Source organism: Prochlorococcus sp. MIT 1223 (genome assembly GCF_034092465.1).
Classification (GTDB): domain Bacteria; phylum Cyanobacteriota; class Cyanobacteriia; order PCC-6307; family Cyanobiaceae; genus AG-402-N21.
In genome coordinates, this window is sequence record NZ_CP139303.1 from 1,104,526 (window position 1) to 1,116,800 (window position 12,275).

Annotated in this window: 17 protein-coding genes and 1 riboswitch; of the genes, 6 read left to right on the forward strand and 11 right to left on the reverse strand. The window is 34.2% G+C overall.

Annotation, left to right across the window (positions count from 1 at the left end; all coding sequences use genetic code 11):
* Positions 1–167 precede the first annotated feature (167 nt).
* Positions 168–617: a glycine zipper domain-containing protein gene (locus tag SOI85_RS05975; protein ID WP_414477781.1), complete on the forward strand. Its 450-nt coding sequence runs from the start codon at positions 168–170 to the stop codon at positions 615–617.
* The gene (locus tag SOI85_RS05980) at positions 617–1,003 is read left to right on the forward strand and encodes a phage holin family protein (protein ID WP_320663504.1); all 387 of its coding nucleotides are present in this window, start codon (positions 617–619) and stop codon (positions 1,001–1,003) included. The genes SOI85_RS05975 and SOI85_RS05980 overlap by 1 nt, the downstream gene beginning before the upstream one ends.
* On the opposite strand, the gene SOI85_RS05985 is transcribed toward SOI85_RS05980, so the two are convergent.
* Complete coding sequence (locus SOI85_RS05985) at positions 1,000–2,136, reverse strand: THUMP domain-containing class I SAM-dependent RNA methyltransferase (protein ID WP_320663505.1); 1,137 nt, start codon at positions 2,134–2,136, stop codon at positions 1,000–1,002. The genes SOI85_RS05980 and SOI85_RS05985 overlap by 4 nt on opposite strands.
* A 440-nt stretch (positions 2,137–2,576) precedes the next feature.
* Between SOI85_RS05985 and SOI85_RS05990 the strand changes: the two genes are divergently transcribed.
* Positions 2,577–4,427: an ABC transporter ATP-binding protein gene (locus SOI85_RS05990; protein ID WP_320663506.1), complete on the forward strand. Its 1,851-nt coding sequence runs from the start codon at positions 2,577–2,579 to the stop codon at positions 4,425–4,427.
* 352 nt (positions 4,428–4,779) lie between these two features.
* On the opposite strand, the gene SOI85_RS05995 is transcribed toward SOI85_RS05990, so the two are convergent.
* The 3 genes from SOI85_RS05995 to SOI85_RS06005 form a co-directional block, all read right to left on the reverse strand.
* Entirely contained in the window at positions 4,780–5,097 is a 318-nt protein-coding gene (locus SOI85_RS05995; RefSeq protein WP_320663507.1) for a hypothetical protein, read from the reverse strand.
* Between the two features lie 138 nt (positions 5,098–5,235).
* Positions 5,236–5,700: a nucleoside 2-deoxyribosyltransferase gene (locus SOI85_RS06000; protein ID WP_320663508.1), complete on the reverse strand. Its 465-nt coding sequence runs from the start codon at positions 5,698–5,700 to the stop codon at positions 5,236–5,238.
* 6 nt (positions 5,701–5,706) lie between these two features.
* The gene (locus SOI85_RS06005) at positions 5,707–6,093 is read right to left on the reverse strand and encodes a phosphoribosyltransferase (RefSeq protein WP_320663509.1); all 387 of its coding nucleotides are present in this window, start codon (positions 6,091–6,093) and stop codon (positions 5,707–5,709) included.
* A gap of 303 nt (positions 6,094–6,396) precedes the next feature.
* Here SOI85_RS06005 and hemG point away from each other — a divergent pair, with 303 nt between their 5' ends.
* Positions 6,397–6,948 carry a menaquinone-dependent protoporphyrinogen IX dehydrogenase gene (gene hemG / locus SOI85_RS06010; RefSeq protein WP_320663510.1) on the forward strand — a complete coding sequence of 184 codons (552 nt, stop codon included), beginning with the start codon at positions 6,397–6,399 and terminating at the stop codon, positions 6,946–6,948.
* A gap of 245 nt (positions 6,949–7,193) precedes the next feature.
* Here the strand turns inward: hemG and SOI85_RS06015 are convergent, their stop codons facing one another.
* The 3 genes from SOI85_RS06015 to SOI85_RS06025 all read right to left on the reverse strand — a co-directional run bounded on the left by SOI85_RS06015 (position 7,194) and on the right by SOI85_RS06025 (position 8,488).
* Positions 7,194–7,586, reverse strand: a complete 393-nt coding sequence (locus SOI85_RS06015) for a hypothetical protein (protein ID WP_320663511.1) — start codon at positions 7,584–7,586, stop codon at positions 7,194–7,196.
* A gap of 304 nt (positions 7,587–7,890) precedes the next feature.
* Positions 7,891–8,130 (reverse strand): hypothetical protein, encoded by a 240-nt coding sequence (locus SOI85_RS06020; protein ID WP_320663512.1) that lies wholly within the window; start codon positions 8,128–8,130, stop codon positions 7,891–7,893.
* A gap of 178 nt (positions 8,131–8,308) precedes the next feature.
* A complete protein-coding gene (locus SOI85_RS06025) occupies positions 8,309–8,488 on the reverse strand; it encodes a hypothetical protein (protein WP_320663513.1) in 180 nt (59 codons plus the stop codon).
* A 347-nt stretch (positions 8,489–8,835) separates the two neighbouring features.
* Here SOI85_RS06025 and SOI85_RS06030 point away from each other — a divergent pair, with 347 nt between their 5' ends.
* Complete coding sequence (locus SOI85_RS06030; protein WP_320663514.1) at positions 8,836–9,141, forward strand: hypothetical protein; 306 nt, start codon at positions 8,836–8,838, stop codon at positions 9,139–9,141.
* A gap of 17 nt (positions 9,142–9,158) precedes the next feature.
* Positions 9,159–9,434, forward strand: a complete 276-nt coding sequence (locus tag SOI85_RS06035; protein ID WP_320663515.1) for a hypothetical protein — start codon at positions 9,159–9,161, stop codon at positions 9,432–9,434.
* Positions 9,435–9,504: 70 nt separating this feature from the next.
* Here the strand turns inward: SOI85_RS06035 and SOI85_RS06040 are convergent, their stop codons facing one another.
* The 4 genes from SOI85_RS06040 to SOI85_RS06055 all read right to left on the reverse strand — a co-directional run bounded on the left by SOI85_RS06040 (position 9,505) and on the right by SOI85_RS06055 (position 12,244).
* Positions 9,505–10,137 (reverse strand): HupE/UreJ family protein, encoded by a 633-nt coding sequence (locus SOI85_RS06040; RefSeq protein WP_320663516.1) that lies wholly within the window; start codon positions 10,135–10,137, stop codon positions 9,505–9,507.
* A gap of 10 nt (positions 10,138–10,147) precedes the next feature.
* A riboswitch (cobalamin riboswitch) is annotated at positions 10,148–10,295 on the reverse strand.
* A gap of 113 nt (positions 10,296–10,408) precedes the next feature.
* A complete protein-coding gene (locus tag SOI85_RS06045) occupies positions 10,409–11,146 on the reverse strand; it encodes a HEAT repeat domain-containing protein (RefSeq protein WP_320663517.1) in 738 nt (245 codons plus the stop codon).
* 8 nt (positions 11,147–11,154) lie between these two features.
* Positions 11,155–12,045: a formate/nitrite transporter family protein gene (locus SOI85_RS06050; RefSeq protein ID WP_320665138.1), complete on the reverse strand. Its 891-nt coding sequence runs from the start codon at positions 12,043–12,045 to the stop codon at positions 11,155–11,157.
* Between the two features lie 55 nt (positions 12,046–12,100).
* Entirely contained in the window at positions 12,101–12,244 is a 144-nt protein-coding gene (locus SOI85_RS06055; protein ID WP_320663518.1) for a ferredoxin--nitrite reductase, read from the reverse strand.
* Positions 12,245–12,275 lie beyond the last annotated feature (31 nt).

The following is a 12,275-nucleotide window of genomic DNA, read 5'->3' on the forward strand; positions in this document are numbered from 1 at the left end:
CAATAAATGTAAGCAAAGACGACGGAGAAATTTTAAAAAGGGCCAATATTTGAGTTTTTTTTAAGAGAAAAGGAAATTTAAGCTGCTTTGATTTGAAAAAATCGACCTTTAGAAGGGTTTCGATTCAGCAAAAGCCTAACTAGGCTTGAACAAAGTTTCTGGGGCTTATGGAATCAGTGAATTCTAATTCCCACGATCAAAGTCAGATGGATCCTCCTCCTGAAAAAGAGGAGCAATGGTTCAATGATCATTTTGAAAGCGTACTTCCTCAAATTCAAGAACGATGGCCGGATATGGCAAAACAAACTTTAGAAGCCACACGTGGCAGCTTGGATGAATTGGTGCGTGTCATTTCTCTTCACTCAGGTAAAACAAGTTATGGGGTCAAAGAACAACTTGAAGAACTGTTCAACACAGCAAGTAATCGAACAAAAAACCTAGCTGAAAATTTAGAGCCTCTTGAAAAACAATTGGAAGATTTATTAGATGAATTAAATAGTTCACTGCGCCCAAGAATAGAAAAACCTGTCCGCCAAAGACCCTTACTTTCTATTGGAATTGCAACTACTGTTGGTGTTCTACTTGGACTACTTCTGGCTGGAGGGAGGAAATCCTAATGACTGAATATAAAAGCAAAAAAAACTTTGGTGCAGCAGCAAGAGTCACAGCACTAGCTAATTCAATCATGGATTTACATGTGAGAATTGCTCTGCAAGAAATGGATAGAGAGAAGCGACGTCTCATTAGTGGTGGAGTTTTCTTGGCTTTAGGAGGAATATTAATGCTATTTACATTACTTTTTCTTCATCTATTACTGGGAATATTAATGGTATCAAAATTACAATTCTCAATAGAATTAACTATTTTATTAATTGCTTTTATGGATGTAACTTTAGCTGGTATAAGTTTAAGGGTAGGAGGTTATTTAGCCAGAGGTCCATACTTGCCAGAAACTTTAGAGGGTATTAGCAAGACGACAAAAGCCGTACTCGGAAAAAATTAATTAATTCTATAATTTAACCACCTACAATCAATACCTCCGTTGCTAATAGGCATACGTTTAGTTGCTTTCATTTTAAGGAATTTAGTTAAATTAGCATTACCACTCAATAGCCATAAATTCCAACCAGATGCTTTCGTTTTGCAATATATACCAAGCTCTTTATAAAGTAATTCTAACTCATTTTGATTCCCTAGCCTTTTTCCATATGGAGGATTACATAACAATATTCCTTTTTCATCAGGCAAACTTAAATCACCAAAATGTATATTTTTAACCTCTATAAATGACTGCAAATTCGCTTCAGCAATATTAATCCTTGCTTGCTCAGCAATATCAAAATTCTTTTCACAGCCGATGATTAATGGAAGTTGATTAGTTTTAGGTAAATGCTGTTTAACAATTTCTTTTTCATTAGCCCACAGCTGAGAGTCAAAATCCAACCACTGCTCAAATAGAAAAGATTGCTTAAGGCCAGTTTGTAATCCAAGGGCAATACTTACTGCCTCAATTAAAAAGGTTCCAGAACCACATAAAGGATCAATTAGCGGTGTTGAGTAATTCCATTGTGTTGCCCGAATAAGTCCTGCTGCAATATTTTCCTTGAGTGGCGCTAAACCCATTGCAGGTCTAAATCCTCTTCTATGCATACTATGAGTAGAGCTAGCAAAACTTAAAGCTGCCTTACCTCCTCCAAGATGAAGATGTATACAAAATTCAGGTTTATCTAAATTTACGTTTGATCGCAAACCAAAATATGATCTCTGTACATCGATAATTGCATTCTTAACTTGTAAAGCTGAGTAATGATTACTGGGTAAACCATAGGTGCTGCCTGAAACATCTACTCTAAAGCTCAAAGAAGGATGTATCCATTCCTTCCAATCAAAAGCTCTTTGAACATTTTCATAAAGAGATTCTGGGGAATTACATTGAAATTCTGCTATTTCTCTTAAAAAACGAAAGGGTAATCTTGCACAGAGATGAACTCTATAGAAGCAAGACCAATCCGCATTGAATAATACACTTCTACTTTTTGGGACAACTGACTTAGCACCTAATTCTATTAACTCTTTTGCCCCTTCTTCTTCAAGACCTTGGGGCAATACAGCTATTAATTTCATTGATTGACTCATCGATCTAATCTAAGAAATATCTATCTGTAGGTATATAAATAAATCTATTGCTTCAATATTCGTATTGCTGCAAGAATGTAACTGTCTATTTTCGAATGGACTAGGTGATCCACACCGGTTTCTCGGACAGCGGTTCGATTCCGCTCAGCTCCATTAATTAATAATCTGGGGCTGCAATGGTTTCGACGGGGCATTAGGAGGGTGACTGAAGCCTGCTCGGTAAGAGCAAACACATAAACGCTAACAACATAGTTAGTTTCTCTCGTCAGAAAGCACTTGTTGCGGCCTGACCCTTATAGGGAGATGGGGTTAGATCAGCCTTATTAACCAAATGATCCATGGAGCCTGAAAGGGCTCCTCTTTATTTTTGTAATCGCACACAGCCGTCGAACTGGCCTGAGCACATAAAAGTAACTCACAAGAATGAGTAACTTCGGTAAATGATTAGAAGCAGTAAAACCTTTGATCTTCTTTGGAGGCTTCTGAAAGTTCTTTCTTTCAGAAGGAAAAGATCGATTGGTCTACTGTTACCTGTATCTGCTATTGCAGGATTAGCAGACTTATTCGTAGTAGGACTAATTTCTAGACTATTTAGTCTTGTTGTCGGTCAACCTAATAAACCTTCAATACCCTTTCAAGAACTTGTCCCAAATGATCCAGTAGCAAAAATTTTATGGTTAGTAATTTTTTATATAAGTATGAATTGGTTGGCATCATTTTTAAAATTCTTCTTAAGAGCATGTCAAGAAAAACTTACTGCTTCTATATGGCTAGATCTATCAGAGCTAGCACAACAAAAGTTAATGGCCCAAAAATATGAATTCTTTTTGAATAATAAGACGAATGATTTATCAGGAAAAATTCTATTAAATATTTCACGAGCATCAGAAAAAGTAATTTTCCCTCTATTACAAATAAGTAGTGGTTTATGCATAGTTGCTTTTATTTGCTTGGCGATTCTAATAGTAGGCGAACCAAGAGCACTTTATTTAATTTTTAGCTTACTAGTTTGCTATACATTTATATCACTGATAGTCACTCCTTATATCAGATCAGCCAATAAAGAAAGAATTTTATTAGAGACAGAAACTAATAATGTCTTAACTGAATCTATCAAGGCTATAACTGATGTACATTTAACTAATTCTGAACTTTATTTTGAGAAAAAATATGCCAAAGCTGGTGAAAATGCTATACCTTTTTTATGGAAGGCTGAAACACTGCCAACACTTCCCAGAGCAATTATAGAACCATTCGGAGTCACTCTAATCTTTGCAGTAGGTTTATTTCCTTTAATAAGTAATAAACAACCTTCAAACCTTGTTGAAATTGTACCTTTTGTTGCAACTATTGCAGTAGCATCTCTAAAGTTAACACCTCCACTTCAAGATCTATTTCAGGGTTTAACTAGACTCAGGGGAGGACTACCAGATCTTGAGGAGACTCTAAAATTAGTAGAATTACCAAATGAAAGATTGATATTAAGAAGCAAAGGCGTTACATCACCTGAAGGTTTAGAACCTAGAAAAAATATTAGTTTAAGTAACTTAAAATATAAGTATCCAAATAATAATAATTACGTTTTAAAAAATATAAACATCACTATTCCAGTAGGAGCAAGAATTGCACTTGTAGGAAAAACTGGTAGTGGAAAAACAACAACAGCAAACCAATTACTCTCTCTATTAAGACCATCATCAGGTTCATTACAAGTTGATGGTATTGAAGTTAGTGAGTCTGAAATTCTTTCATGGCAAGCTTGCTGCTCTTATGTACCACAATCTATTAATCTCCTCAATGGAAGTATTCTAGAAAATGTTGCCTTTGGTATTGAAGAAAATAATATCAGTATTGAAAGAGTATGGGACTCATTAAAAGCTGCCCAAATTGATAATGTTGTTGCTGATTTACCGTTAGGCCTATATACCTCTGTAGGTGAAAATGGAATTAGATTATCAGGTGGACAAAGACAACGAATTGCCTTAGCGAGAGCATTCTATAAAAACTCTCATTTTCTAGTTCTTGATGAAGCCACTAGTGCACTGGATACAAAAACAGAAGCAGAAGTAATGAATGCAATAGAGCTAATTGGTCGTAGATGCACAATTGTTATAATTGCACATAGACTTTCAACGATAAAAAAATGTGATTGTATTTACGAATTCGAAGATGGAAAAATTAAAGCCTCAGGTAATTATGAAGAATTAATAGATAGTTCAAAAACATTTGCAGAAATGATCAGTACTGAAGAAAAGAAACACCATGAAAGAAGTAATGAGATAGATCTATAGATAATTTATTTATGTAGATTGATTAACTTGAATCATTTTCTTAAGCACTTTATCTAACGTACTAAGCTCACTATTCAAATCAATAAGCTTTTGAGTAATAGTTTCTTTAGAAAAGCTTATATTACTTGCGATATGTTGGTTAACTTTATATCTTCAGTAAATATCTATAATAAGAGAAAAACTGAAAAGCATGAAATGATTAAAACAAAATTGAGGCTAATATAATTTTTTTAATTTTAAAACTCTGTGTAAATAAAGTCACTCAGAATATTTTTCTATAAATCTAAAAATTATCCTTAAGTATTAATATACTTAATGATAATTGCTTTTACTAGAACTAGTTCAAATTAATTTATTCTTCTGAGTTTTCAAATTGCTTGGCAAGTTTTAATGCCTTGCGAATAATTAAATAACCTCCATACACTCCTGCAATTAAAGGGATAATAATATATGGATTAGGGCTGTAATTCGCATAGTCCTTAACTCCATCAACATATTCAACACCGGAGCATTGTAAAGAGAAAAAACTTATAAATATTATAGACCAACCAATTATAGAAAGTATTCCTCCTTTCTTATCTCCCTCATAGAACCTGTCTAGGCCTAATCCCCAGCCTACTGAAAGAAGAACTCCTCTCGTGATAGCGTTTTTTTCTTGCTTACGAAGCATTGTCCAATAATTTGTAATTTCAACAGTGACAATAACGGAATTATTTGATTTCTGCTTAAAGAGTCAGAAAAATTTGTTAATCCAGAAAAATGAATGTCAAAAGATGATCCAAAATTATTAGCTTGATGAAAAATATATTTATGATTTGAGCCATTTGTAAAGTGATTTGTCTTTGGTTCGAATATCTATGAGGGAAGTATAAAAGTAATCCTCCCAACCAATGGCGGGAAGACCTGCAAACACCATTAAATTAAGTGGATAATCTTCTGAATCTGTACAACGACGAAAATCATCACGAAACAAAAAAATTGGTTTACCTAATGCTATTGCTGCACCCAATTCAATCATCACTCCTTCATCTGGTGGAGTTCCATTAATAATGGCAAACATACCATCAGAGTTTTTAACATCTTCAAGATCAGAAATAGCAACCTTATGTGCCCAACCTTTACGAGAAGTATCAATTTGATTATTTCTTTGGAAGGGTTCCCAAACTTCAGCTCCTATTGCTTCAAGTTCGTCAATAAATTCAGGAAGAAGTTTTTCACGCCATTGCTCCGCAAAACCATATGGAGATGCTAAATAAATAATTTTTTTAGGCATTTACATTCAAAGGCGACGACTTTTGTAAGAACACTCATCTTCAACTGCAAAATCTATATTCTCCCAAGGAAAAATAATCCATTCATGAGACTCGGATACATCTATAGCATTCCACCACTTTGGTTGAACTTTGCTACACCAAACAAAAGCTGTCATATCTGCATGGTCAAAGACTTCGCTAAGTGTTGTCCCAGTTTCGTAGACATCGTCAACGACGAGACATCCAGTTTGAGGATGATCAAGGAAGGGGATATTCAAAGCATGGCTAAGCGCAACCGCTAAACAAATACCTCCTCGAGGAATTCCATAAACACCACAAAATTCTTTTTTATCACAAGCCAAAACAATGCTTTTAATACAGATATCAAAGTCGTCCCAACTGAGTATTCTCATATGAAGAACTAATAATTACAGTAACAAGGATGAACAAAGAGATGTGTAAGAGAAGAAATAGAGTCTATATGCTAAGAAAATTATTTTAACAGCTCTCCTAAGAGCATTCATTTAAATGTAAATATGCTTTTTGTGTTCCATAGAAAGATAAAGTGGGTGGCTCTATAGTTTTAGCCATCTTTAAATCCAGACATACTTCTATAGACTAAAATAGACCGATTTCAATATTCTTAAAGATTGAATAATTCATAGAAATTGATAATTCTCAAATTTAGGTATTTGGGTTAGTAAACTGCAGGGAGTTTGAAACTTCAAGACGTGGCTGTAGAGAAATCTAAACTTCTAATTCTATATTCTAGTATTGACGGGCATACCAAACATATTTCTGAATATATTAAAGATAAATTAGATCAAGAAAAAGAAATATCAATTTCTTCTATGGAAGAATATAATCAATTTAACCTGGATGCATTTGATGAAATAGTTATCGGAGCAAGCGTAAGATACGGTTATCATAGGAAAAATGTTTATGAGTTTATTGAAACACATAAACAACTATTAGAAAGAAAAAAATCTGGTTTCTTTTCTATTAATCTAACAGCACGAAAACCAGAAAAAAACGCTCCTGAAACTAATCCCTATATTATCAAATTCCTAAAAAAAGTTAACTGGAATCCATCTATAAAAGAAGTTTTTGCAGGAAGGTTAGATTATCCAAGTTTAGATTGTGCAAATAAGCTAGCCATTTTGTTCATAATGGTTATTACTAATGGTCCTAAAGATATTTCACAAGTATATGAGTTAACAGACTGGGAAAGAGTTGATCGATTTGTTAAATCTATTTCAAAACTCTAGTTTCAATAGAGTATGAATACAATACTCTATTTTGATGTCACCTAATATACGATATCAAAATATAGAGCAAGTAGAAAGATTTTTAGAAAGTATAAGTATTTAAAATCTTTATCAAGATTTTAAATAAATGCAATGATTATGTAATAAGAATAAATCTATGGATAAGTTAATTAAACTTAAAGTGAAAAAAGATGATAAAAGAATAAATCTTAATCATGGTATTTTATTATCATTGATTCTTTGTACTAAGTTCGTAAGGATAATCTTGCCAACAAGCCCAGCTCTCTTCTTTTTACTGAAATTAGATTACCTTTAGGTGTAAGAAAAACTTTCTCAATAACCTGGCCTTTGATTACAATTATCTGTACTATTTGACCAGAAAATCTACCACGAGTCCAATCAATATTGTCTTTATGATGATTATCTGCTTTTTTATTTGATAATGTCGGTAATTTAGAGTCCTTAATCTGCGATATTGTTTTGTTTTTAGTAGGTATTATAGATTTTTGCAGCAACCTATTTAAGTTAGATCGTACTAATTCTATTTCAGTTGTTTCTCTATAAAACCTTGAAGTTACCTTCTCTTGAATTAATCCATATGTAGATTCAAGCTGTTTTGCTACATGTTGATATCTCAACCCTAGTGTCTTCTGCTTATCCCGCAAATACGTCTTAACAGCCATCTCATTATTAAGTACTAAACTTTTTTATCGTATATATGATTAGATTTCCAGATATTGAAATACTTTTAATTCATACGACAAAAAGCAAAATTACATTTGTAGAACAATTATTCTCATATGCTTTAAAAAAGTAAACAGGCCACGATTGATATTAATGAAACAGATAGCTTCACCGACAACGTTTTAGGAATAAAAGAGATTCTGTTAATCCAATTCTTATAGTTAAAAGTAAGGAAGAGAACCAGGGACTAAAGGGTTCTTATTTCCCTCCATTACAAAAACGGACAGCCGCAGATGTACGGCTACCAGCTTCTCTTAGATCTTCAACGCAATTATTAAACAATTTTGACTCCTTAGTAACTGAAGCAAAACCTAATGCAATTAAAGAAAGTGATAATGCGGAAACGAAGCTAGAACCTAACTGAACAAAACCATAAGCAATCATTACATGCCTGTTTTTCTGACACTTTTTTGAATCGGTTTTAATCTCGTCAGTCATTGGAATTAGTTAAGTATATATACAACATTAGTAAAAATATGATCAAGAAGTAAAAAAATCCCCTTTTAAAGAAGCTTTTCTAATAATCATGAAAACTCTGTTCCTTGGCTATGCATCCAAGAAGATCGGGACCTGTTGGCTTAAGTATTATTACCTGTAGATTAATTGCCTGCAATATCTAATTATTTGGTCTTATGGTTTCAGACATCATAGGCAGTGGTTTATTAGTTATTTGAAATCTTGGTTTATTTAGAGTCTGCTTAAAACTACCAAAAACCATAAATATCAAAGGCGCAATAAAAGCAGTTGCAGCAATGAGAGCAAATACTTGAACGGGCTTTACCAAAGTTTTTTTCACTAATTGATCTCCACATTGGCCGCAGATCATTACTCCATCTCTACTCCGTTTATGAAACTGATAACGTGGTGAACAATAAGGGCAATAATATTGATGAATTAATTTCAAGAATCTTCTCTAACTTTAGACAATTAAAAAAATTATAGGATCTAGACAAAACTGAAGACAAGTCTAATAAGCTGTAAAGCTATTAAAAAGAAAAATAACCACATTAATGTCATTCCCAATTTGTTGTGAAATGATCCTTTCCTGTATTCAGATGGTCGAGAATCAAAACGCATTAAAAGTTTTATCCTTTTTTATATGATATAAGACTGTTGTATCGAGTACAAAAAAAAGCTAGTAGTGTGGCGAATAAAGATTTCTATAAAATATTCAAAGGCTTTAGAGATGAATATTATTGCTTAAATATAGTTCCAAGAAAAGAAATGGGACTTAGTAGAATAGAAATGGTAACCATTGTTTTTAAATACCAAAAGCTTTTGTCTTTGCTTACTCCTATTCAACAAGCAGGGTGTGAGAGGTCTTCGGACAAGAAATCAATGGATGTCATGGCCCATGGTAGATGTTTTGAATTATTGAAGGGTCCGATATGTTTCTTTGCAAAGAAACTATTTCTGGAAATCTCTAAACTAGCGTTCCTTTTAAACTAATGAATGAAGATGAACTAATGATTAAATACTCAACAGGAGAGATCCTCAATGAAAATGAAATAAACTACTTAGAAGATAAACTAATTATTTTAGTTAACGAAGTAAGATTATCCCATGCTCGACCTACAATCGCAAATGATCACATATGTAATTTTTTGGGGATAAGGAATGAATCATTTAAAATGAGTTGCATTGCAACTATCCTCGATAGAATTAAACCTATAGACAATAATATGTGTAGAGAACAACAGGTTTTTCATGTCCTTTTACAAGCTAAGTTTCTTTACTATTGATCTTCATTAACGAATAAATTTTAAGGCCTATAATGTTTCATTTCTTCTAACATCTCTTAAGTGCTAGAGATTATTGAATAAGAGCAACCCAAGAAAACGCAACTCCTATTCCTATCCAGATACCAGCAAAGACATTCTGTCGATTTACATCAAAACTATTTATCACTTTTTGAGATGCTGCAGTGACAAGTAGCAGTAAAGATCCTTGGCCAAGAAAAAGACCTACGAAATAACCTATCAGAGGAGTCGATTCAACCCCAACAATGGTGTTCCCCAGTAAATAGCCGTGTAAAGCAAACATTGGAAGGAGCCACTTTGAACTCAAAAAATTGAGAACAATGCAACCTTCTATGGCTAACGATAAAGAGACAATTGCCTCTATCCACGGAGTAAGCAAATAAGGTAAAGGCTGCAACTGCGCAAATGCACTTCCTCCTAAACCAAAAGCTAAAAGAGGTAAAACCCATCTCTTCGTACTTTTTAATCCCAATAAGGCAATACCTAACATAAAAAGCAAATGGTCTGGTCCAAGCAATGGATGTCCAACACCACTAACTAGAGATTGCCAAACTGACAGATCCGAACCATCTCCCATGCCGAAGGGATGATGGGCTAATCCTGGAGAAACTACAGCAATTAACAAAAAACAACAAGAAGCTAAAGCGAAAAGCAAATACTTACGCACAAAAAAAGTAAGAGTCATAGACCGATCCTCGTCGAATTTGAAATAAGGCGGGCATTCTGACTGATATCGATGAATTTCGATAGTTCACAGCTGCGGGACAGCAGCGGATTTACACCGCTTTTCCCCGTTACCTCCAATGGCTGATATCCATTAGAACCTATTAACATTAATCTAATACTTCTCATCCGAAAAAAAAGAAGATAAAGGTTAAATTAGAAATTAAATCCTTTGAAGTCAGTAGATTTGAGAACTAGATAGTATCATTAGCATTTGAAAATTTCTTCAGGAGTCAAATCATGCAGTCTAACGAAGAATTTATATGTTGATGTGAGATTTGTTTTTGCGCGATACTTCTATGAGTTTCACTCACGAATTGTTGTGATAATTTAGACAATGACTCTACACTTTGTATGGTTCCAATAGAGCCCAAAGCTATCAAAGCAGTTTCTACTATTTTGTCAGTCCCATTACGTGCAATTTGACTGATACAATCAATGATTTCAACTTCATCTCGACGCTGAAGTATTTTTATAACCTGTATAACTACTTCTTCTCGAAAATCATCTAACAAATCCACAACTATATCCAGTAGTTCATTTACAGTCAGCAAATGAGCTTTAAAACTTAGCAAATTTAAACCGGCTAAACGCATCTGCATTGAATTTTCACCTAAGATTCTTTTAAGTTCTTGCGTGGAAAGTATTGCACCCCAACAGGCGAGAGCTCTGACAAGAATAATGTTAGGTTTAGCTTGTTCTCTTAAAAGCTGCAACAAAAAGTTGCAGGCTCCTTCTTGATGACATAGACCTGCAGCATGTATTAACTCAGGTTGATTACCATAGACATCGATAAGCACCTTAATCACATCCCAACCTTCTTTCGCTAAAAGCCCTAATCGTTCTCCAATAGTCCAACGAAGTTCATCAGATAAATCTAATGAATAAACACCCTTTAACCAATCTGCTGATATTAAGGTGGATTTATTCGTATTAAACCTATCCCATATTTGAGTTTCTGTAATAATCATCTATCAAACTAACGTGCCCCTAGTTCCGCAGCCAATTCTCTTTCTAATTTCTCATCATGAACCTTAGGTAGAACATTACTCATTTTGGTTCTATGAGTGCTATAGAAAAGCATACCAATAAAGACCATCCCACCAACAATATTGCCTAGAGTTACTGGCAGAAAATTCCAAAAAATAACTTGGTTAAAGCCAACCCCTGAACCTAGTAAAGGTCCAGCTGTATGAAGAAACATATTCACTACTATATGTTCCATACCCATAGTTTGGAATGCGGTAATAGGAAGCCAACAAGCAAGGATTTTGCCAGGAACACTTTTACTAACTAAAGCCATTGTCACGCCAAGGCAAACCAACCAATTGGCAATAACACCCCGTAAAAAAGCTAAAAACAATCCTGTGCTACCTAATGCTTGATACTTAACCAAAACATTTGACTTATTTATAGCAATAATTTTTGCAGCGACTACAGCCCAACCTTTCCCTCCCGCCGCCGCAGCTAGCGGTTCAACAGTACCTGCACTAGTAAGGCTAATAGACAATAAAAGTGCAACAAGAGCTGTTCCAAGAAAATTACCTATCCACACCCATATCCAATTCCTAAACGTTGCTTGCCACGTACTTTTACCCGCCCAGGTTGCCATAGGTAACAGAGCAAAGTTACCAGTCACTAATTCCATTCCAAAAAGAACAATGCTTGCAAAACCAAAAGGGAATAGTACTGAGCCCAAAAAAGGCATACCTGATTGAATCCCTACAGTAATAGCAAGGCATGTAGCCAATCCAAGAATGGCACCGGAATAGAAGCCACGTAGCAATAAATTTTTGATACTTACATTAGATTTTTTCCCTCCTGCCATTATCATCCCATCTACTAATTCATTCGGCAGGACATAGTCCATCTGGGAAGGGTTTGATTGCATTTTGATTTGTAAATTGTTTTTTTGGTGAATACTTTTAGCCGCTTATACGATTCATTAATTTAGAAAAGAAATCCTGGCCTCCATTAACTTCCTTAATTGAAGGTTCATCATTGACTAAAGCAGAAATCCAATGAAAGAATGAAGAGAAAGAATTTTGTTTTTTTGATTTTGTATCCATGAGTTGAATAAAATAATTTTAAAGTTGAGAA